Here is a 20,326-nt window from a genome sequence, read left to right as displayed (position 1 = left end):
CGGCCCACTCACTGTTTTTCGGCCCACTGTTTTTCGGACCGGGGTCGGTCAGTCGAGGCTGATGAGGACGGCGCACGGGGTGTCGTCGCCCCGGCCGAATCGGGCCTTGATCGTGCCGATCGCCCTGATCATGGTCACCTGGAACCCGTACTTGGCCTTGATAGCGGCCGCGGTGGCCGCCGCCTCGTCGTCGCGCACGACGGTGGCGGTGCCGGTCACCGTCTCGGCTCCCTCCTCCACCTTGCCCTTCATGTTGCTCGCAGCGAGCTCCACCGTCGGCGTGTTGCGGATCCGCTTGACCTTCCACGAGTCGAGCTCGGTGGTGAATCCGACCCGGCCGTCACCCACGTCGGCGATCCACACGGGCGACTCCTTGCGCCGACCGTCCTTCGTGAAGGTGGTGAGACGGACATACTTCTCGGCGGCGATGGGGGTCATGGGTCAACGCTAGACGGCGGGTCGGAAGGGCGTGCACCGGTAGCCTTGCCCCGTGGGCAAGTCGTACGTGATCCGTACCTACGGATGCCAGATGAACGAACACGATTCCGAGCGGATCTCCGGTCTGCTGGAGGCCGACGGGATGGCGCGGGTCGACGACGTCGCCGACGCCGATGTCGTCGTGCTCAACACGTGCTGCATCCGGGAGAACGCCGACAACAAGCTCTATGGCGCACTCGGTCACCTCAAGGCGCTCAAGGAGCAGAACCCCGATCTCCAGATCGCGGTCGGAGGCTGCCTCGCCCAGAAGGACCGCGAGCTGATCACCGAGCGGGCCGGCCATGTCGACGTGGTCTTCGGCACCCACAATGTCGACCGGGCGCTCGAGCTGCTCGAGCACGCCGCCGAACACGGCCCGATCGTGGAGATCCTCGAGGCGACGGCCCGTGAGGACGCCGAGCGCTTCCCCTCCGCCCTTCCGACCCGGCGCGAGGTCGACCACGCGGGCTGGGTCACCATCCAGGTCGGTTGTGACAACACCTGCGCCTTCTGCATCGTGCCCTCCGTGCGGGGTCCGGAGGTCAGCCGTCCCTTCGGCGATCTGGTGCGGGAGATCGAGGAGCTGGCGGCCGACGGCGTGAGCGAAGTCACCCTGCTGGGCCAGAACGTCAACAGCTACGGACGCGATCTCGCCCTCGCCCGCCGGGGTGAACCGGGCGACGACGACGCCGCGGTCTGTGGCGAGCGCTGGCTCGAGGATCGCCGGGCCCGCCCCCTGTTCGCCGACCTGATCCGCGCCGCCGGCGCGGTCGACGGCATCCACCGGGTGCGGTTCACCAGTCCCCACCCGAAGGACATGCGGGCCGACGTCTTCGAGGCGATGGCCGAGACACCCGAAGCGTGCGAGCACCTGCACTTCCCGCTCCAGTCGGGTAGCGACGCCGTGCTCGCGGCCATGCACCGGGGCTACACGGGGGAGCGGTACCTCGAGAAGCTCGCCGCGGCCCGGGCCACGATCCCGGGGCTGGCGGTGTCGACCGACATCATCGTCGGCTTCCCGGGCGAGACCGACGAGGACTTCGAGCGGACGTTGGAAGTTGCCGCGGCGGCACAGTTCGACAGTGCGTTCACGTTCGTCTTCTCGCCCCGGCCCGGCACCGAGGCGGCCGAGATGGAGGACCGGTTCGTGGATCATGCCGTGGCCGTCGAGCGCTACGAGCGGCTCCGGCTGGTGATCGAACGTTCGAGCCGCGCCGCGAACGAGCGGCGGATCGGTGGCATCGAGGAGGTCACGGTCGAGGGCCCGTCGAAGAAGGATCCGTCCGTGCTCACCGGTCGGACCCGACGCAACACGCTCGTGCACTTCCCGTCGCCGACGCCGCTGCGCCCCGGCACCTATGCGCAGGTGTCGATCCGTGAGGCGAGCGTGAACCATCTGCTCGGCGACCTGGTCGAGGTCACCCACGCGGCGCGCCACCGCACCCGGATCCCGGTCGTCGCCGGCTGAGATGCCGCCCGCCGACCCGCGCCCGCTCGGTCCGGGCGAGCGCGAGGTGCTCGACGACCCGCACCGCCTGCGTTGGCTCGCCGGGCGCCCGCCGGCGCCCGAGATGGTCGCGGCGCGTCCCGAACGGGGCCCGGACGCCGTCGTCGTCCGGATGCACGATGACGCAACGGCGGCGTCCGAAGGTCACCCGCTGGGCCCCGAGGCGATGGCCGAGGCTCTGGCTGCCGCGCTCACGGAGCTCCATCGGCTGCCGGTGCCCGACTGTCCCTTCGATGCGTCGACGGCCGCCCTGCGAACCCGCGCCGCGCAGACGCCGCTCGCCGTCGCCCAGGACGGCCCGTATGCGGGCCGGGACCACACCGAGCTCCTGGCGGTCCACGACGAGCTGACGGCGGCCGACTCGGCGGGTTCCGCGTTCATCCACGGCGGCCTCCGAGCCGACCGGGTGTGGTTCGCGCCCGATGGCCGTGTCACGTTCACCGGCTGGCATGCCGCCGGCATCGGTGACCCCCATGTCGACCTCGCGGCGGCGGCCGCGATCGTCACCGATGTCCACGGCCCGGCCCTCGTCGCCCCGATGCTCGCCGGCTACGGCCTCGATCGCATCGATGTGCGGCGGCTCGACGCGGCCCAACTGCTCGTGCACCTGCTGGGATGACCAACCGAGCCGACCATCCGCTCGTCGTGCTGGGCCCGACGGCCTCCGGCAAGTCGGCGCTCGCCCTCGAGATCGCCGAGACACTCGGCGACGTCGAGATCGTCTCCGTCGACTCGATGCAGGTGTACCGGGGGATGGACGTCGGCACGGCCTCGCCCACGGCCGCCGAGCGGTCGCGGGTACGCCACCATCTCGTCGACCTCATCGACGCCGACACCGCGTTCACCGTCGGCGAGTTCCAGCGCCACGCCCGGGCCGCGCTGGCGGACATCCGTGAGCGGGGCCGGGTGCCGCTGCTCGTCGGCGGAACCGGGCTGTACCTGCGGGCGGTGATCGACGATCTCGAACTGCCCGGGCGCTTCCCGGACACGTACGCGGCCCTCGACGCCGAGCCGGACACCGAACGGCTGCACGCCCGGTTGGCGGAGCTCGATCCGGTCGCGGCCGCCCGGATGGAGCCGACGAACCGGCGCCGTGTTCTCCGCGCCCTCGAGGTCACCGTGGGCAGCGGCCGGCCGTTCTCGTCGTTCGGACCGGGGATGGAGGAGTACGGCCCGAGCCCGTTCGTCCAGGTCGCACTGCGCTGGCCCCGCGAGGTGCTCGACCGGCGTATCGCCGATCGCTACGAGCGTCAGTTGGACGAGGGCTTCCTCGACGAGGTCCGCCGCCTCGCGGCGCTCGGTCCGAGTCGTACCGCCGCCCAGGCGTTGGGGTACCGCGAACTCCTCCGTCACGTCGCCGGCGAGGTGTCGCGCGACGAAGCCGTGCGCGAGGCCGTCCTGCGCACCCGCCGGTTCGCCCGGCGCCAGGAGCGCTGGTTCCGCCGCGATCCCCGCATCACCTGGGTCGACATGCCGGTGGACGCGGCGGCCCTGATCGAGCACTGGCAACGGGAATCGGGATTGCGCGGGGCATGACCGCGAAGACCTGCGACAATGGAGGGCCATGCCGGTCCGCTACTCGAAGCACCACGGGTTGGGCAACGACTTCCTCGTCACCCTCACCGACCGACTCCCGCTCGACGCGGGGGAGCGGGCGATCGCCCTCTGCGACCGCCATCGCGGGATCGGCGCGGACGGTCTGATCTTCGGCCTGCAGCAGGCCGACGGCACGGTGTCGATGCGCTTGCTGAATTCGGACGGCAGTCCGGCGGAGATCAGCGGCAACGGCCTGCGGTGCTTCGCGCAGGCGATCGCCCTCGACCGCGGCGTGCCCCACATCGAGATCGACGTCGACACGCCGGCGGGTGTCCGCCACTGTTCCGTGCACGCCACCGCCGATCCCAACACCATCGTCGCCACCGTCGACATGGGGGTCGTGTGCCCGGGCCCGGACCCCGACGTGCAGGATCTGCTCGCCTCGGTCGGCGATGCCGTGCGCATGGTGAAGCGGTGGGAGACCGGCGACATCGGGAACCCCCATGTGGTCTGCGAGGTCGACGACCCCCACGAGGTCGAACTCGCCGTCGCCGGCCCGGCGATCGAGGCGCACTTCGAGGAAGGCATCAACGTCCACTTCGTGGCCGTCACCGGGCTCAACGAGCTGACGGTGCGGGTCTGGGAGCGCGGCGCGGGGGTCACCAATGCGTGTGGGAGCGGCGCGACCGTCTCCGCCCAGTTCTTCCACGACTGGGACCTCGTGGGCCCGAAGGTGGTCGTGCGGATGCCGGGCGGAGACGCCCTCGTCGATCTCCGCGGTCCGCTCACACTCACCGGTCCGGCCACCCACGTCGCCGACATCGAGGTCCCCGATGCGTGACCCCGGCATCGAGCCGGAGGACGACGACTTCTTCGAGATCGAGGACGACGCCACGGAGGAGGAGAGTCATCGTGGCGCCTTCGGCGACTACGGCGGCGAGTCCACGGGTCTCATCGAGCGCACGTTCCGGGAGCGGATCGTCCTCGTGGGGGTGACGCAGGACGGTGGCGATCCCGAGCTCACCGACGCGTCGCTCGACGAACTCGCCCTGCTCGTCGACACCGCCGGCGCCGACGCGATCGAGCGGGTCCATCAACGGCGCACGTCACCGGACCCCGCGACGTTCATCGGCTCGGGCAAGGCGGCCGAGGTCAAGGAGATCGCGGAGGCGATCGACTGCGACACGGTGGTGTTCGACGACGAGCTCAGCCCGGCCCAGCAGTTCAACCTGGAGAAGATCCTTGGCCGCAGCGCGCTCGACCGCACGGCGGTGATCCTCGACATCTTCGCCCAGAATGCGAGCACGCTGGAGGGCAAGGCCCAGGTCGAGCTCGCCCAACTTCGCTATCGACTGCCCCGCCTCCGGCGCAGCGGGAAGAGCTTCTCGCAGCAGGGTGGCGGGATCGGCACGCGCGGTCCCGGTGAGACCCAGCTCGAGGTCGATCGCCGTCGCCTCGTCCGCCGGGTGCACAAGCTCGAGGCCGATCTGCGCCGGGTGCAGAGCCACCGGGTCACCCAGTCGAAGGCGCGGAGCCGAACCCGCAACCGGGCGGTCGCCCTCGTGGGCTACACGAACGCGGGCAAGTCGTCCCTGCTCAACCGGCTGACCGACGCCGACGTGCTCGTCGAGGATCGGCTGTTCGCCACGCTGGACGCGACCACCCGCAAGCTGCCGCTCCCCGGCGGCGAGACGGTCTTCGCGACCGACACCGTCGGGTTCGTCCGCAAGTTGCCCCATCAGCTCGTGACGGCCTTCAAGACGACCCTCGACGTCGTGCGGGACGCCGATCTGCTCGTGCACGTCGTCGACGGCTCCGGCCCCGACCCGGAGGGCTCGATCGCCGCGGTCCGCGACGTGCTGGAGGAGATCGGGGCGGGCGACGTGCCCGAGTTGATGGTGTTCAACAAGGCCGACCGGGGCGACGGCGCCGAGCGCCTCGCCGCCCGCTACGAGGGATCCGTGGCGGTCTCCGCCCACTCCGGGTTCAACCTCGATCTCGTGCTCGCCACGATCGGCGACCGAGTCCGTTCGATGACCGAGCTCGCCGAGCTGCTGGTGCCCTGGGATCGGGGCGACGTGCTCGCCTCGGTCCATCGGGAGGGGCAGGTGCTCAGCGAGGCCCCGGAGGAGGCCGGTATGCGACTCAAGGCCCGTTTGGAACCGTCGTCGCTCGGCGCGCTCCGGGACTATGTGGTGGTCGAGGAGACGTATTCGTGACCGGCTTCGTCCCTCCCGCCTATCCCTACGACCGGCTCGACGACCTCCGAGCCGAGGCGCAACAGCGCCACGGCGAGGTGATCGACTGCTCGATCGGCGCACCTTTCGACGCGCCCCCCGACGCAGTCATCGAGGCGCTGTCGACGTCGGGGGACGAGCGGGGCTATCCGCCCTCGATCGGGAGTCTCGACTACCGGGGGGCAGCCGCGGCGTGGCTGGCCCGTGAGTTCGGGGTCGACGTGGATCCCGCGGCGGAGGTCGCGGCCTGCATCGGCACGAAGGAGTTCGTCGCGTCGACTCCGCACTATCTCAAGTTGCGCCGTCCCGAGCTCGACACGGTGCTGTACCCGGCGGTCTCCTACCCGTCCTACGAGATGGGGGCCACGCTCGCCGGCTGCCGCGCCGTGGCGGTGCCGGTCGACGACGAGTGGCGCGTCGATCTCGACGCGATCGACCCCGTCGACGCCGCCCGAGCGCTGTGTCTGTGGGTGAACACGCCGGGCAATCCGGCCGGTGGACTCGACGACCTCGACGCGGTGGCCGCCTGGGGGCGGGCGAACGACGTGCTGGTCTTGAGCGACGAGTGCTACATCGAGTTCACCTGGGACGGACCCGGTCGAACCGTCCTCTCGAACGGCACGAGTGGGGTGCTCGCCGTCCATTCCCTGTCGAAACGGTCCAACCTCGCCGGCGTGCGGGCCGGCTTCTACGCGGGCGACGCGGAGATCGTGCGCTATCTGCGTGAGGTCCGCAAGCACGCGGGATGCATCGTCCCCGGTCCGGTCCAGGCGGCGGCGATCGCCGCGTGGAGCGACCAGAGCCACGTGGCGGCCCAGCGTGACATCTACCGGGAGCGACTCGAGGTCGGCCGACGGTTGTTCGCGGCTGTCGACGTGTCGGTCCCGATGCCCGGCGGCGGCTTCTACCTCTGGGCGGCGGCGCCCGGCGGCGATGCCTGGGCGCTGGCCCGGCGCCTGGCCGAGGAAGCGGGCGTGATCGTGAGCCCCGGCGAGTTCTACGGCGATCAGTCCGCCGGTCATGTCCGACTCGCGGTCGTGCAGCCGACGGACGCGCTGGAACGAGCCGCCGCCCGGCTCGCATGACCTCGACGCTGCCGCCCCCGCCGACCCGTCCGACCCCGCAACCGCGCCGGCGCAGCCCCGGGATCTGGATCGGCGTCGGCCTGGTCGCCCTCGGGGGGATCGTCGCCGTCGTGTGGATCGGGGCGCGGATCCCGGCGTTTCGCGATCGCGTCGACGAGATGTACCGCGCCGATGCCGAGACACCCGCATCATTCGTGGTCGAGGAGGACGTCTCCTGGGACCTGTTCATCGAGCCCTCGAGCCGGTCCCAATCGGGGCTGCGCTACCAGTTGGTCGACGAGGCGGGCGAGGTCGTGGCGCTCGGGCGCAGCGGAGGGTCCAGCTACGACTGGTTCGGCGATTCCGGGCGCGAGATCGCCACCGCCGACCTCGCTCCCGGCCGCTATCGGCTCGAGGTGACCGCCGGCGACGCCACCGTGGCCATCGGGCGCGACCCGACGGGCGTGATCACCGGCGCGATCGCGGCGGCGCTGATCATCGGACTTCCCCTCGTCCTCGGCGGTACCGCGCTGGCGATCGTGAGCGCGATCCGTGACACGCGACGGCGCACGCGCACGGCCGCGCCCCCGCCGCCGTCACCCTGGTCCGCGGGCGAGTGGCCCGCCGAGCCGGGCCGCTAGGGTGCCCGCCATGTCCGATCTCCAGTCCCGTATCGAGGCCCTCTGGGAGGGCCGTGACACCATCGACACCGACGACCCGGAGGTCATCGCGACGGTCCACGAGGCGATCGACCAGCTCGACACCGGTGTCGCCCGGGTGGCCGAGGTGGGTGCGGACGGCGCCGTCGTCGTCCACCAGTGGTGCAAGTACGCCGTGCTGTTGCTGTTCCGTATCTCCAAGATGGAGACGATCGAGAACGCGCCGTTCGAGTACGCCGACAAGATCCCGCTGAAGACGAACTACATGGAGCGCGGGGTCCGCGTCGTTCCGGGCGCCCAGGCCCGGTGGGGCAGCTACCAGGCGCCCGGCGTCGTGATGATGCCCAGCTATGTGAACATCGGCGCCTATGTCGGCGAGAACTCGATGGTCGACACCTGGGCGACGGTCGGGTCGTGTGCCCAGATCGGCAGGAACGTCCACCTCAGCGGGGGTGTGGGGATCGGCGGCGTGCTCGAACCGGCCCAGGCCGCGCCGGTGATCATCGAGGACGAATGCATGATCGGCAGTCGCTGCATCGTGGTCGAGGGCGCCCGCGTCGGCGAGGGGTCGGTGCTGGGCGCCGGTGCGATCCTGTCGGGTTCGATGCCGGTCATCGACGTCGAGACCGGCGAGGAGATCGCCCGGGGCGAGGTGCCGGCGTGGTGTGTGGCCGTCGCCGGCACCCGGCCGCGTGACTTCCCCGGTGGCCAGTTCGGGCTCCCGGCGCTGCTCGTGATCCGGCGGTTGAACCCGGGTGAGCGCCACGACAAGTCGCAGCTCAACGAGATCCTCCGCGACCACGGGGCCGCGACCTGATCGAATGAGACCCATGTCGAGGCGCCGATGAGCCCACTGCCCCGCGGGGATCTGTTCGCCCTCACCGCCGCGCTCATCGACATTCCGTCGGTCAGCTTCGAGGAGCAGGCGATCACCGACGTGCTCGAGGCGGAGCTTCGGATCCTCGGTCATCTCCACGTCGATCGCATCGGCGACAACCTGATCGCCCGCACTGACCTCGGGCGCGAGCGCCGGCTCGTCCTCGGTGGGCACACCGACACGGTGCCGCCCGACGGCAACGTCGGGGCGACGATCGACGGGGACCGCCTCTCCGGTGTCGGTGCGACCGACATGAAGGGTGGCATCGCCACGATGCTCGAACTCGCCCGCACCGTCACCGAACCGGCGGTGGATGTGACCTATGTGTTCTACGCCCGCGAGGAAGTGGCCGTGGTCCACAACGGCTTGCGTGAGATCGACGCCGAGGCGCCCCACCTGCTGGAGGGCGATGTCGCCCTGCTGGGCGAGCCGACCCTCGGGGCGATCGAGGCCGGTTGTCAGGGGACGATGCGCTTCGAGGTGACCCTCGTCGGGGCCCGGGCCCACACGGCGCGACCGTGGATGGGACGCAACGCCATCCATCGCCTCGGCCCGCTGCTGAACATCATCGACACGTATCGACCGCGCGAGCCGATCGTGGAAGGTTGTGCCTACCGCGAGGCGCTGCAAGCCGTGCACGTGGAGGGCGGGGTCGCCGGCAATGTGGTCCCGGACCGCTCGATGATCCGGATCAACCACCGGTTCGCCCCGGACCGCACGGCCGAGGAGGCGGAGGCGTTCGTGCGCGACCTCCTCGAGCCCGCGCTGGCCGAGGGCGACACCCTCGAGGTGGTCGACTGCTCGCCGCCGGCGCGCCCGGGGCTCGAGAACCCGCTGCTCGAATCGCTCGTGGCCCGCTCGGGTCTCGAGGTGCGGGCGAAGCTCGGATGGACCGATGTGGCGTTCTTCGCGGCGCGCGGCGTGCCGGCCAGCAATTTCGGGCCCGGCGACCCGACGATCGCCCACACGGCGGGGGAGTACGTCGAGCGGCAATGGCTCGACGACACCCATGCCGCGCTGGTCGATCTCCTGACCCACGGCGTGTGACGCCGCGGCGTTCGCTCAGAGCTTGCGCATCACCGTGACGACCCGTCCGAAGACGGTGACCTCGTCGGCGGTGAACACCATCTCGCTCAGCCGCTCGTTGGCCGGCACGAGTACGACCTGATCGCCGCGCCGCTTCAGGGTCTTCACGGTGGCTTCCTCGCCGGGGATCCCGGCGACCACGATGTCGCCGTCGGCCGCTTCGGTCTGGCTGCGACAGACGACGAAGTCGCCGTCGAAGATGCCCAGGTCGATCATCGAGTCGCCCCGCACCCGCAACATGAACAGCTCACCGTCGCCGGTGAGGTCCGCCGGCATCGGCACGAGCTCCTCGACGTTCTGCTCGGCGAGCACGTCGGTGCCGGCGGCGACGTCGCCGACGAGGGGCACATGGCGGACGGGACGGCGGTCGGCGGTGTTGGCCGTGTTCGCGTCGCCGTTGTAGTGGACCTGGATCGCCCGCGGCTTGGCGGGATCGCGGACGAGATATCCGGCGTCTCGCAGGTTGTCGAGATGTGACTTCACGGTGGCGGGGGAGCGCAGCCCCACCGCCTCACCGATCTCGCGCACCGACGGCGGGTACCCGCGATCGGTCTGGTGGGCGACGATGACGTCGAGGATCTGACGCTGACGCTTGGTGAGCTTGTCGGGCATGGTCGCCTCCGGGGGTGGTTTCCCCTGCGGGGAAACCTGTGGGTGAGTTGTTGACAACGAACAGATGTTCGGGTTGACTGACGTTCGAACGACTGTTCGCCGCACACATGTTCGCCAAACATTCGTTCGCCGTCAAGTACCCCGGTGAAATTTCGCACCTTCACCCCCGAATCGGCACCGACCGGACCGCTTCCTCCGGTGAGTGTCACACCCCAGGAGCACACTCGAACCCATGACCGCAGCCTTCGCCCCCCAACCGCACTTCGTCGACCGGGCCGCTTTCGATGCACCGGTGGCCGTCCGCCCCGTGAGCCCGGAGGTGTACCGGCGCCGCCGCCTGGCCGTCGTCGCCGTGGTCGTCGGCCTGGTGCTCGGCATCGCCTCGTTCGGGCGTTCGGCCGACGCCACGTCCACGCCCGAGGCCGATGCCGCTGCGGCGGTGCTGGTGGTCGTCCAGCCGGGCGACACACTGTGGAGCATCGCCGAGACCCTGGCCCCGGGCACCGACCCGCGTCCGATGGTGGCTGCGCTCCGGGAGATCGCCGGTCCCGGTTCGCTCCAGCCCGGCCAGCTCCTGACCGTCCCCGGTTCGCTGGTCGATTGAGTTCAGGCCCGCACGTACCGGGCGAACAACAGGCCGTCCGCCTCGAGCAGGCGGGCCAGCCGCAGGCGATGCAGCTCGCCGCCGCCATCGTCGGCCAGGATCCTCGACGACGTCCCCCCGACGAGGGTCGGCGAGAGGCTGAGGCAGAGTTCGTCGATCATGTCGGCCGCGTGGAGTCGGGCGTTGAACGACGGCCCGCCCTCGGCCAGCACCACCTCGATCCCGCGTTCGGCGAGCGCCGCCAGCACGAGGGTGGGTTCCGGTGTGGGCGCGCTCACCCGCACGATCTCGGCATCGAGTTCGGCGAGCGCCGCTGCATCGGCATCCTCGCCCGTGATCACGAGGGGTGGGCCGACCCCGTCGGGCCGCTCGGCGAAGGCCGGTACCGTCGGGTCGATCCGTCCGCTGGCGGTCACGATGGCGAGTCCGGGGGCCGGCGGTCGGCCGGCGTCGGCCCGTCGGGCCGTCACCTCGGGCGAGGTGACCGGCATCCGATAGCGCTCCGCGATCGCGGTGGCCGACGCGACGAGCACCATGTCGCAGCTCGCCCGCACGGCGCGAAACACCGCCTTGTCGGCGGGTCCGCCGAGCCCGCCGCTCACGCCGTCCACCGCCGTGGCCCCGTCCACGCTCGCGATCATGTTGACCATCAGCCAGGGCCGGTCCGCCGGTCGCGGGCGCGCGTCGGCGGGGTAGAGGTCGAGGGGGTCGACCTCGTCGATCGGGGTCGGGATGAGCTGGCGCATCGGCCCGGACCCTACCGAATCGGGTTCTCCACCGCGATGGGGATGATCTGTGGATGGCCACGGCGATATCCCCCGGAAATCCACATGGCCTCCCCTTTTCGTTCACATGGTGTCCCCCGTAGGGTTCGCTTCGCCGTGCGGTGCGGATCGCCAGGATGGTGGTGGCAATCGTCTCGCTCAGCTGAGTCGGAATCGCTCCTTGGGGGTCCTGCACCGGGGGGTGTGGGGAGAACGGCGCCAATGGTGCCGCCCTCTTACCCAGGTCGATCCGTCCGCACGGCCACTTCGCCCCTCCACCACCGCCCGACACCCGCCTGCAACCGCGAAGGACCACGCACATGACGCTCGCCCCCGATCAGGCGGTGCTTGGTATCCGCCGCCGGTTCGTCCCCGAAGGGGCCGACCCCTTCGACGTCGTCGAGTGGGAGCGGCGCGACGCCCGACTGACGGACCATCGCGACGGCTCCGTGGCGTTCGAGCAGCTCGACATCGAGGTGCCCGTGGGTTGGTCGCAGAACGCCACCAACATCCTCGCCCAGAAGTACTTGCGCGGCACGCCCGACACGCCGGAGCGGGAGTCCTCGCTGCGCCAGGTCGTCGGCCGCATCGTCGACACGATCACCACGTGGGGCGGGCGCGACGGCTACTTCGCCGACGAAGCCGAACGCGACGCCTTCCGGGCCGAGCTGATCCACCTGCTCGTCACCCAGAAGGCCGCCTTCAACTCGCCCGTGTGGTTCAACATCGGCGTCGCCGATGTGCCCCAGCAGGCCTCCGCCTGCTTCATCCTGAGCGTCGACGACACCATGGACTCGATCCTCAACTGGTACGCCGAGGAGGGCCGCATCTTCAAGGGGGGCAGCGGCGCCGGCGTCAACCTGTCACGGATCCGGGCCTCCACCGAGCTGCTCAACGGCGGCGGCACCGCCAGCGGACCCGTGAGCTTCATGCGGGGCGCCGACGCGTCGGCCGGCACGATCAAGTCGGGCGGCAAGACCCGCCGCGCCGCCAAGATGGTCATCCTCGATGCCGATCATCCCGACATCGAGGAGTTCATCTGGTGCAAGGCCCGCGAGGAACGCAAGGCCCGGGCGCTCGAGGCGGCCGGGTTCGACATGAGCCTCGACGGTGCCGACATCCACTCGGTGCAGTACCAGAACGCCAACAACTCGATCCGCGTCAGCGACGACTTCATGCAGGCCGTGATCGACGACGGCGACTGGGCGCTCACCGCCCGCGGCGACGGCGCCGTGCTCGACACCGTGAAGGCCCGCGCCGTCTTCCGTCAGGTCGCCGAGGCGTCGTGGGAGTGCGCCGATCCCGGCATCCAGTTCGACACCACGATCAACCACTGGCACACCGCAGCGAACACCGGCCGGATCACGGCGAGCAATCCGTGCGCGGAATTCATGCATCTCGACGACTCAGCCTGCAATCTGGCGTCGCTCAATCTGCTCGAGTTCCTGACCCATGGCAACGACGTCGACGGGTTCGACGTGGAGGGGTTCGCTCACGCGGTGCAGGTGCTGTTCACCGCCCAGGAGATCCTCGTCGGCAACGCTGACTATCCGACCGAGGCCATCGGAGAGAACGCCCGGCGGTTCCGTCAGCTCGGCATCGGCTACGCGAACCTCGGCGCCCTGCTGATGACGCTCGGCCTGCCCTACGACTCCGACGGCGGGCGGGCGGTCGCCGGGTCGATCACCGCCCTCATGACGGGCGAGGCGTACCGCACCTCGGCCGGCCTCGCCGCCCGCATGGGTCCGTTCGCCGGCTTCGCCGAGAATCGTGAGCACATGCTCCGCGTGCTCGATCAGCACCAGGCCGCGGCGGCCGCGGTCGACGAAGAGCTCGCGCCGGCCTCGATCCTCGAGGCGGCCCGGGTCGCCTGGGACGAAGCGTGCGACCAGGCCGCGAAGGGCGGCGTGCGCAACTCGCAGGCGAGCGTGCTCGCGCCCACGGGCACGATCGGGCTGCTGATGGACTGTGACACCACCGGCGTCGAGCCCGACCTCGGGCTCGTGAAGTTCAAGCGGCTGGTCGGCGGGGGCACGATGAGCTTCGTCAACCGGTCGGTGCCACGGGCGCTGCGCAACCTCGGCTACACGAAGGACGAGACCGACGCGATCGTCGCCCACATCGACGCGAACCACACCGCGGTCGGCGCGCCGGGGCTCGACCCGGCCCACCTTCCCGTCTTCGCCTGCTCGCTCGGGGCCGACCCGATTCACCATCTCGGCCACGTGAAGATGATGGGGGCGGTGCAGCCGTTCATCTCCGGCGCGATCTCCAAGACCGTGAACCTGCCGGAGACCGCCACCGTCGAGGAGATCGAGCTGCTGCTCATCGAGTCCTGGCGGCTCGGTCTCAAGGCCGTGGCGCTCTACCGCGACAACTGCAAGGTCGCCCAACCCCTGTCGACCGGAAACGGGAAGCCGGGCGAGCCGGTCGCCCAGCCGCTCTCGGCCGGCGACGGGAAGCCGGGCGAGTCCGCACCGGTCGTACCGGAGCCCGTGCGAGAGCGGCTGCCCCGCTCGCGGGCGTCGCGCACGTTCGAGTTCCGCGTGGCGGACTGCAAGGGCTTCGTCACCGTCGGCGAGTACGCCGACGGTCGACCGGGCGAGATCTTCGTGCGGGTCTCGAAGCAGGGATCGACCCTCGCCGGGATCATGGACGCCTTCGCGATCTCGCTGAGCCACGGGCTCCAGTACGGGGTGCCGCTGTCGGCCTTCGTCGAGGCGTTCGTGGGCATGCGGTTCGAGCCGGCGGGCATGACGGACGACGCGGAGATCCGGATCGCCAACAGCCTGATGGACTATCTGTTCCGCAAGCTCGCCGTGATGTACCTGAGCCACGACGAACGGTCCGGTCTCGGCATCCTCACCACCGACGAACGCATCCAGCCGACGCTGCCGGGCGTGGAGGAGCAGGTCACCGAGACCGTCCAGGGGTCCGAGATCCCGCCGGATCCGCCTGCCGCGGCCGCGGATGCGCCGTTCTGCATGACCTGTGGCGTGCCGATGCAGCGCGCCGGTGCCTGCTACGTCTGCGGCGACTGCGGCACCACCAGCGGCTGCAGCTGACTCAGCCGGCGAGCGCGGCCGCGATCTTCTCGACGGTCGGCAGGTTGCGGGCGGTCGCGACCGTGTCGAGTGCCCGGTCGACCTCGGCGACGCTCAGCGTTGCCCGCGCCGAGCCCTCGGGATAGCGGACGTGGATCTCGGCACCGATCACCTCGTACTCGGAGCTGGGGGTGTGATCGCCGATCAGCTCGGCCGCGTCGGCGGGTGCCTCGTCGGCGAGGAAGAGCACATGGTGGAGCTTCGGTTCGATTTCACCGGGCGGGTAGGGGTGGGCGGCGAGCGCCGCCTCGATCTCGGCGCGGGTCCGCAGAAGGACCGGCACGTCGACGTCGAACGACGCGGCCACGGCGCGGCGTATGGCGACGGTGATCGCGGCCGCGTCGAGATCGCTGTCGAAGCAGACGTTGCCGCTCTGGATGATCGACGTGACGTTCTCGAAGCCGAGCGTCTCGAACACCTGGCGCAGCTCCGCCATCGGCACCCGGTTGTGGCCGCCGACGTTGATGCCGCGGAACAGCGCTACGTGGCGACTCATCGTCCGGAGTGTATGGGCCATACTGCTGGCCATGAGCGACGATCCGCGCGACCCGAAGCCCGCCTCCGAACACACCACCCGGGCGAACGCCGCCCACGCGGCGGCCCTGCAGCTCGAGGACGATTTCGAGCGGGCCAACCGCGGTCTCATCGCCACCCACGAGACGGGCGAGATCGAGGGCCCCTTCGGCCTCTCGTGGAACACCAACGACTGGAACTTCCTGCGGGACCAGGAAGCGCCGCCCGCCACCGTGCACCCGAGCCTGTGGCGCCACGGCCGGGTGAACGCCATCCACGGCCTGTTCGAGGTGACCGAGAACGTCTGGCAGGCGCGCGGCTACGACATCTCGAACATCACGTTCATCAAGGGCGACGAGGGCTGGGTGATCATCGATCCGCTGACCACCTCGTTCACAGCCAAGGCGTGTCTCGACCTCGCCAACGCGACGCTGGGCGAGCGGCCGGTCACCACGGTGATCTACACGCACAGCCACACCGACCACTACGGCGGCATCCTCGGCGTGACGAGCACGGAGGAGGTCGACAAGGGCAACGTGCGGATCCTCGCGCCGGAGGGATTCATGCGCGAGGCAGTGGCGGAGAACCTGATCGCCGGGCCGGTGATGGGACGTCGCGCCTTCTACCAGTTCGGCATGCTGCTGCCGCCCGGTCCGATGGGCCACATCGACTGCGGGCTCGGCAAGGGCATCCCCCGCGCCACCCCGGACCTCGTCGCGCCGACCGAGGAGATCAGCCTGACCGGCACGGAGCTGGTGCTCGACGGGGTGCGGGTCGTCTTCCAGAACACGCCGGGCACCGAGGCGCCCGCCGAGATGAACTTCATGTTCCCGGACCACGGCGCCCTCTGCATCGCGGAGAACTGCACCCACACGATGCACAACACGTTGCCGTTCCGGGGTGCCCAGGCCCGCGACACGCTGAGTTGGAGCAAGTACATCCAGGAGGCGTTGGACCTGTTCGGCGGCGACATGGACCTGCTCTTCTCGACCCACAACTGGCCCCGGTTCGGCCACGACGACGCGACCCGCTATCTCGAGCAGCAGCGCGACATGTACCGCTGGCTCCACGACCAGACGATGCGGCGCGCCAACCACGGGCTCACCCCGCGGGAGATCGCCGAGGATCTCGAGGCCCCCGAGTGCTTCACGAGCCAGTCGCACACGCGCGGGTACTACGGCACCGTCAGCCACAACGCGAAGGCGGTGTACCAGCGCTACATCGGCTGGTACGACGGCAATCCGGCCAACCTCAACCGGCACACGCCGACCGAGAGCGGTCGCCGCTACGTGGCCGCGATGGGCGGCGCCGAGTCGGTGCTCGCCGAGGCACAGCGGGCGTACGACGCCGGCGACTATCGCTGGTGCAGCGAGATCCTCAACCATCTCGTGTTCGCCGAGCCGGACTTCGAGCCCGGCCGGCTCCTGCAGGCCGACTCCTTCGAGCAGCTCGCCTACCAGTCCGAGTCGGGACCGTGGCGTGACTCGTACCTGATGGGGGCGATGGAGCTGCGCACCGGGAGCAAGGGGCTGGCCATGTTCGGTGGCCGGGCGATCACCGATCAGCTCGACGTCGAGATGCTCGTGGAGCTCATCGGCATCCGGCTCCGGGCGGAGAACGTCGTCGGCGAGGCCTTCGAGCTCAACTGGCACTTCACCGACGTCGACGAACACCACGCGATCGGCGTCGACAACTGCGCCGTGCACCATCGTCCCGACACGGTGCTCGACGGGGCCGCGGCATCGGTCGTGTCCACCAAGATGGACCTGGCCCACGCCGTGCGCGGTGATGTCGATGTGGACGGGTTCCTGGCGCTCGACGGGGTGAGCGTCGACGACCCGGAGCCGCTGCGGACGCTGCTCGGCAACCTCGATCAGTTCAGCAGCGAGTTCGGCATCGTCGAACCCTGAGTCGCCGCGTCACCCGGCGCCGGCGGCGATGGCCCGGAGGTGGTCGTCCGTGCCGAGGGCGATGAGGATGTCGCCCTCGTGCACGTGCAGGTCGCTGGGTGGGTTGGTGATGAACGCCCCGCCGCGGCGAACGGCGACCAGCATCGTGGTCGGATGGTCCGGCATCAGGATGTCGACGATCGTCGAGTCCACATAGCGGCTCCCCGCGATCACCTCGATCTCGGCCATGCGGACCTCGAGCTCCCGGTCGTGCATGACGACGTCGAGGAAGTCGGTCACGTCCGGCTGGAGCACCATCGCGGCCATGCGGGAACCACCGATCTCGTGGGGGTTGACGACGCGGTTCACGCCGACCCGCTCGAGCTTCTCGGTCACCCCGGCGCTGTTCGCCCGCGACACGATGAAGAGCGTCTCGTTCTGACTGCGGGCACTCAGGGCGACGAAGAGGTTGTCGGCGTCGCTGTCGAGGCCGACGACGAGCGTCTCGGCCCGCGCCAGACCGGCCGCGGCGAGGACCGCGTCCTCCGTGGCCTCGCCGAGTACGGCGTGCACGCCCTCCGGGAAGTCGTCGACCTCGAGGTCGGCGCGGTCGACGACGACGACGTCGCGCCCGGCCCGGCGCATCTCGTCGACGATCGCCCGGCCCACCTGTCCGTAGCCACAGACGATGACGTGCCCTTCGAGTTGGTCGATGGAGCGTTGCATTCGGCGCCTCCGGAACTGGTCGTCGAGTTGGCCCTCGAAGAGTGTTTCGAGCAACACGCCGAGGGTGTAGAGCACGGTGCCCGTCCCGAACAGGATCAGGAAGATGGTGAAGATCGCGTACTGCCGGTCGAAGTCGCCGATCTCGCGGTAGCCGACGGTCGAGACCGTGATGACCGTCTGGTAGACGGCATCCAACGGCCCGAGGCCGAGCAGCATGTAGCCGACCGAACCGACCACGAGGACGAGTCCGAGGAACGACACGCCGACGCGGAAACGCACCCACGGGTCGCGTTGTGCGATCCGAATACGGCGACCCCCGAGCTTGGCCATCACGGCAGCTTAGGGAGCCTGCCCCATCATGGCTGCCACCGGCTCGGCGCGTCACCAGGAGCCGCCGCCGCCTCCGCCCCCGCCGCCGCCCGCTCCGCCGCTGAAACCGCCGCCCCCGCCAGAGGACGAGGGGGCGGTGGTGGTGGAACCGAGGGCCGACCGGATCGACGGCGCGGCGTAGATCCACGCCGTCTGATGTGACATGCCCGCGACGCGCGAACCGGGGACGCTGGCGGCCGCCTTCACGGCTCGCTCCCAGCGGTCCGTCTCGTCGAGGGCGACGGCCCACGCGGTGTACTGCCGCAGCAGGCCCATGTCCGCGGCGCGTTCGACGTGCTCGGCTTCGGACTCGTGCAGGAAGCGCCGGAACGACTCGACGAGGATCCACGCGCCGGAACCCTGGGGCGTACGGATCCGCAGCTCCCAGGCCCGGATGATCGATCCGAGCCCGATGCCGGCGAGCAGGCCGCCGATGGCGACGGCCGTGAGCGCACCGGCGCCGTTGCGGTTCGCGATCCCGGCGGCCACGAACGCCACCGCGCCGCCGAGGAGCGTGGCGACGATGCCGAGGGCGATGGCGAGCCGGCGCCGGCGGGCGCCCTTGCGGTCCCAGTAGCCACCATCGGCCTGCCATTGCTCGAGTTCCGTGCCGAGCTCGCCCCACGCGGCGGTGAACCCGGAGTCGTAGGAGTCCAGGCGAACGACGCTCGAACCCCCGAACATCCCCTTCAGGATGCGCTCCACTGCCGGGTTCGCCTCCGCCGCACCTCGCCGGAGTTCGGGTGTGGCGCCGGCGGTGTCGAGCTCGACCTCGTCGCGGATGGCGGCCTCGAGGAGCCAGGCCATCTTGTGATCGTCCTTCACCCGTTCGGCGTGGATCACGCCGCCGATGGCGGCGCTGTAGCCGCGGGGGGACTCGAACTCGATGGTCGTCATCTCCGCGAGTTCGGCGTGGTCGACCCGGCGGGTCGGTGCGTCGTCCAGCTCGTCGGGCCCGAACGCGGCATCGACGGCGCCGCCGTCCCACACCCACTCCCGGCCGGCGCGTCGGTGCAGCGCCGACACGGCGAAGCCGCCGATCACCGCGGCCACGGCCGCCCACACGAAGGGCGCGAGCGCGCCGACCCCGGGATCCGGAGCCGGCCCCGTCGGCGCGGCGACGACGGGGGCGGTGATCGGACCGCCGAGCGTGCCCCGCACGGTCAGGAAGCGTCCGGGGCTCACCTCGTCGTGGCGGGCGACGGCGTGGCCGGGCGCCACGAGCTCGATCGAGCAGCCGCCCTCGTCCCCGGTCTCGCCGGTGTCGCAGCGAAGGTCGGAGAGCGTGCGGGCGCTGGTGATGTGGACCTCGATCTCGTGCGCACTCACGGTCCACCCGTCGCCGACCGCGTTCCAGGCGAAGTCGTCGCCGATCACGAGCCCGTCGTGGGCGTAGCGGATCGTGTAGCGGTGCCGCCCGGTGACGGTCTGGTTCGGGTCGCCGACTCGGAGTTCGCTGCCGAGCCACCACGGCTGGACGAGGAGGTCGTCGGGCGCGGTCGGTGACTCGACCGAGAAGTCGGTGGTCGGCGGGAGGTCGGGGATCTGGCGGAGGATGCCCCGTCGGGCGATCACGCCGAAGTCGTAGTCGATCACCTCGATGACGTTGACGGTGGCGGTGTCGTCGATGTCCGCCTGCATCCAGTACGCCCCGATGCGCTCGGTGTCCCCGACGAGGGCGCCGATCAGGGCGACGACGCCGGCGACGACCGCGGCGACGAGGACGAGGAATCGATCGAGCCACCGCCGTTGCTCCGGACGCATGGCGTGAGCGTAGGGGACCGGTCCGCGACGAGCGGGTACCGCCGCGGCGGCCGATCAGTCGTCGGGGGCGAGCTCCTTCTTGCGGCGGAGGTAGCCCTTGACCATCTCGCCGAAGTGGACCGGGTTGTAGACGTCCTCTTCGTACTTCCACTTCCCGTTGCCGGCGTAGTGCAGGATCGTGATGTTGGCTTCCTGGTGCAGGGAGCCGTCACCGGGGTCGGCGAAGCGGTTGAAGACCCGAGCGATGACCCATCCCTTGTCCTCATCGATGACATACCAGTCGATCGGGAAGTAGATCATCTCGTTGTTGGGCCACTCGTCCATCGTGGACTGGATCCACTGGTAGATGGCCTCGCGCCCGCCGAGGGTGCCGTAGTGGTGCTCGATGTAGGTGGCGTCCTCGGTGAACTGGTCGGCCCACTCGCGCCAGTCGTGGCTGGTCGCCGCCTTCAGGGCCCGTGCCTGGTACTTGTCGAACTCTTCCTCGAGTTCCTCTCGACTCCAGCGGCCCATGTCATCTCCCCGTTCGGTGTGGGCA

General features: G+C 70.3%; 19 protein-coding genes. 12 read left to right on the top strand and 7 right to left on the bottom strand.

What is annotated here, in order from left to right; genetic code table 11:
• Window positions 1–48 precede the first annotated feature (48 nt).
• Window positions 49–438 (bottom strand): PPOX class F420-dependent oxidoreductase, encoded by a 390-nt coding sequence (locus tag R8F63_10835; protein ID MDW3219093.1) that lies wholly within the window; start codon window positions 436–438, stop codon window positions 49–51.
• Between the two features lie 52 nt (window positions 439–490).
• Here R8F63_10835 and R8F63_10830 point away from each other — a divergent pair, with 52 nt between their 5' ends.
• From R8F63_10830 to dapE, 9 genes are read left to right on the top strand one after another with little or no spacing between them, the layout of a single operon-like run.
• Entirely contained in the window at window positions 491–1,945 is a 1,455-nt protein-coding gene (locus R8F63_10830; GenBank protein MDW3219092.1) for a MiaB/RimO family radical SAM methylthiotransferase, read from the top strand.
• A gap of 1 nt (window position 1,946) precedes the next feature.
• Window positions 1,947–2,603: a phosphotransferase gene (locus R8F63_10825; GenBank protein MDW3219091.1), complete on the top strand. Its 657-nt coding sequence runs from the start codon at window positions 1,947–1,949 to the stop codon at window positions 2,601–2,603.
• Entirely contained in the window at window positions 2,600–3,520 is a 921-nt protein-coding gene (gene miaA / locus R8F63_10820; GenBank protein ID MDW3219090.1) for a tRNA (adenosine(37)-N6)-dimethylallyltransferase MiaA, read from the top strand. The genes R8F63_10825 and miaA overlap by 4 nt, the downstream gene beginning before the upstream one ends.
• A gap of 28 nt (window positions 3,521–3,548) precedes the next feature.
• Window positions 3,549–4,361, top strand: a complete 813-nt coding sequence (gene dapF / locus R8F63_10815; protein ID MDW3219089.1) for a diaminopimelate epimerase — start codon at window positions 3,549–3,551, stop codon at window positions 4,359–4,361.
• Entirely contained in the window at window positions 4,354–5,739 is a 1,386-nt protein-coding gene (gene hflX, locus R8F63_10810) for a GTPase HflX (GenBank protein MDW3219088.1), read from the top strand. Before dapF ends, hflX begins: the two co-directional genes overlap by 8 nt.
• Window positions 5,736–6,842 (top strand): pyridoxal phosphate-dependent aminotransferase, encoded by a 1,107-nt coding sequence (locus R8F63_10805; GenBank protein MDW3219087.1) that lies wholly within the window; start codon window positions 5,736–5,738, stop codon window positions 6,840–6,842. The genes hflX and R8F63_10805 overlap by 4 nt, the downstream gene beginning before the upstream one ends.
• A complete protein-coding gene (locus tag R8F63_10800) occupies window positions 6,839–7,462 on the top strand; it encodes a hypothetical protein (GenBank protein MDW3219086.1) in 624 nt (207 codons plus the stop codon). Before R8F63_10805 ends, R8F63_10800 begins: the two co-directional genes overlap by 4 nt.
• 10 nt (window positions 7,463–7,472) lie before the next feature.
• On the top strand, window positions 7,473–8,297 hold the full coding sequence (locus R8F63_10795) for a 2,3,4,5-tetrahydropyridine-2,6-dicarboxylate N-succinyltransferase (GenBank protein MDW3219085.1): 825 nt from the start codon (window positions 7,473–7,475) through the stop codon (window positions 8,295–8,297).
• A gap of 27 nt (window positions 8,298–8,324) precedes the next feature.
• Complete coding sequence (dapE, locus tag R8F63_10790; protein ID MDW3219084.1) at window positions 8,325–9,404, top strand: succinyl-diaminopimelate desuccinylase; 1,080 nt, start codon at window positions 8,325–8,327, stop codon at window positions 9,402–9,404.
• Between the two features lie 15 nt (window positions 9,405–9,419).
• On the opposite strand, the gene lexA is transcribed toward dapE, so the two are convergent.
• Entirely contained in the window at window positions 9,420–10,055 is a 636-nt protein-coding gene (gene lexA, locus R8F63_10785; GenBank protein MDW3219083.1) for a transcriptional repressor LexA, read from the bottom strand.
• Between the two features lie 232 nt (window positions 10,056–10,287).
• Between lexA and R8F63_10780 the strand changes: the two genes are divergently transcribed.
• A complete protein-coding gene (locus R8F63_10780; protein ID MDW3219082.1) occupies window positions 10,288–10,659 on the top strand; it encodes a LysM domain-containing protein in 372 nt (123 codons plus the stop codon).
• A gap of 2 nt (window positions 10,660–10,661) precedes the next feature.
• Here R8F63_10780 and R8F63_10775 read toward each other — a convergent pair whose 3' ends face one another.
• Window positions 10,662–11,405: a dihydrofolate reductase family protein gene (locus R8F63_10775; protein MDW3219081.1), complete on the bottom strand. Its 744-nt coding sequence runs from the start codon at window positions 11,403–11,405 to the stop codon at window positions 10,662–10,664.
• 338 nt (window positions 11,406–11,743) lie between these two features.
• Between R8F63_10775 and R8F63_10770 the strand changes: the two genes are divergently transcribed.
• A complete protein-coding gene (locus R8F63_10770; protein MDW3219080.1) occupies window positions 11,744–14,488 on the top strand; it encodes a vitamin B12-dependent ribonucleotide reductase in 2,745 nt (914 codons plus the stop codon).
• A 1-nt stretch (window position 14,489) separates the two neighbouring features.
• On the opposite strand, the gene R8F63_10765 is transcribed toward R8F63_10770, so the two are convergent.
• Window positions 14,490–15,023 carry a DUF1697 domain-containing protein gene (locus R8F63_10765; GenBank protein ID MDW3219079.1) on the bottom strand — a complete coding sequence of 178 codons (534 nt, stop codon included), beginning with the start codon at window positions 15,021–15,023 and terminating at the stop codon, window positions 14,490–14,492.
• Window positions 15,024–15,054: 31 nt separating this feature from the next.
• Here R8F63_10765 and R8F63_10760 point away from each other — a divergent pair, with 31 nt between their 5' ends.
• Complete coding sequence (locus R8F63_10760) at window positions 15,055–16,950, top strand: alkyl sulfatase dimerization domain-containing protein (GenBank protein MDW3219078.1); 1,896 nt, start codon at window positions 15,055–15,057, stop codon at window positions 16,948–16,950.
• A 9-nt stretch (window positions 16,951–16,959) separates the two neighbouring features.
• Here R8F63_10760 and R8F63_10755 read toward each other — a convergent pair whose 3' ends face one another.
• Genes R8F63_10755 through R8F63_10745 form a run of 3 tightly spaced genes read right to left on the bottom strand, consistent with a single transcriptional unit; the run spans window position 16,960 to window position 20,301 of the window.
• On the bottom strand, window positions 16,960–17,985 hold the full coding sequence (locus R8F63_10755; protein MDW3219077.1) for a potassium channel protein: 1,026 nt from the start codon (window positions 17,983–17,985) through the stop codon (window positions 16,960–16,962).
• Window positions 17,986–18,036: 51 nt separating this feature from the next.
• On the bottom strand, window positions 18,037–19,788 hold the full coding sequence (locus tag R8F63_10750; GenBank protein MDW3219076.1) for a DUF2207 domain-containing protein: 1,752 nt from the start codon (window positions 19,786–19,788) through the stop codon (window positions 18,037–18,039).
• A gap of 54 nt (window positions 19,789–19,842) precedes the next feature.
• Window positions 19,843–20,301 carry a nuclear transport factor 2 family protein gene (locus tag R8F63_10745; protein MDW3219075.1) on the bottom strand — a complete coding sequence of 153 codons (459 nt, stop codon included), beginning with the start codon at window positions 20,299–20,301 and terminating at the stop codon, window positions 19,843–19,845.
• Window positions 20,302–20,326 lie beyond the last annotated feature (25 nt).

The organism is Acidimicrobiales bacterium (assembly GCA_033344915.1).
Lineage (GTDB): Bacteria > Actinomycetota > Acidimicrobiia > Acidimicrobiales > Aldehydirespiratoraceae > JAJRXC01.
Note: the sequence above shows the minus strand (reverse complement) of the source record. Positions and strands in the feature narration are given on the sequence as shown.

Bases quoted from the DNA above. Each gene is read 5' to 3' on its own strand.
- R8F63_10795 (MDW3219085.1), top strand. From the start codon at position 7,473: ATGTCCGATCTCCAGTCCCGTATCGAGGCCCTCTGGGAGGGCCGTGAC.
- miaA (MDW3219090.1), top strand. From the start codon at position 2,600: ATGACCAACCGAGCCGACCATCCGCTCGTCGTGCTGGGCCCGACGGCC.
- lexA (MDW3219083.1), bottom strand. From the start codon at position 10,055: ATGCCCGACAAGCTCACCAAGCGTCAGCGTCAGATCCTCGACGTCATC.
- R8F63_10835 (MDW3219093.1), bottom strand. From the start codon at position 438: ATGACCCCCATCGCCGCCGAGAAGTATGTCCGTCTCACCACCTTCACG.
- R8F63_10800 (MDW3219086.1), top strand. From the start codon at position 6,839: ATGACCTCGACGCTGCCGCCCCCGCCGACCCGTCCGACCCCGCAACCG.
- dapE (MDW3219084.1), top strand. From the start codon at position 8,325: ATGAGCCCACTGCCCCGCGGGGATCTGTTCGCCCTCACCGCCGCGCTC.
- R8F63_10750 (MDW3219076.1), bottom strand. From the start codon at position 19,788: ATGCGTCCGGAGCAACGGCGGTGGCTCGATCGATTCCTCGTCCTCGTC.
- R8F63_10765 (MDW3219079.1), bottom strand. From the start codon at position 15,023: ATGAGTCGCCACGTAGCGCTGTTCCGCGGCATCAACGTCGGCGGCCAC.
- R8F63_10760 (MDW3219078.1), top strand. From the start codon at position 15,055: ATGAGCGACGATCCGCGCGACCCGAAGCCCGCCTCCGAACACACCACC.
- R8F63_10780 (MDW3219082.1), top strand. From the start codon at position 10,288: ATGACCGCAGCCTTCGCCCCCCAACCGCACTTCGTCGACCGGGCCGCT.
- R8F63_10825 (MDW3219091.1), top strand. From the start codon at position 1,947: ATGCCGCCCGCCGACCCGCGCCCGCTCGGTCCGGGCGAGCGCGAGGTG.
- dapF (MDW3219089.1), top strand. From the start codon at position 3,549: ATGCCGGTCCGCTACTCGAAGCACCACGGGTTGGGCAACGACTTCCTC.
- R8F63_10745 (MDW3219075.1), bottom strand. From the start codon at position 20,301: ATGGGCCGCTGGAGTCGAGAGGAACTCGAGGAAGAGTTCGACAAGTAC.
- R8F63_10770 (MDW3219080.1), top strand. From the start codon at position 11,744: ATGACGCTCGCCCCCGATCAGGCGGTGCTTGGTATCCGCCGCCGGTTC.
- hflX (MDW3219088.1), top strand. From the start codon at position 4,354: ATGCGTGACCCCGGCATCGAGCCGGAGGACGACGACTTCTTCGAGATC.
- R8F63_10775 (MDW3219081.1), bottom strand. From the start codon at position 11,405: ATGCGCCAGCTCATCCCGACCCCGATCGACGAGGTCGACCCCCTCGAC.
- R8F63_10755 (MDW3219077.1), bottom strand. From the start codon at position 17,985: ATGGCCAAGCTCGGGGGTCGCCGTATTCGGATCGCACAACGCGACCCG.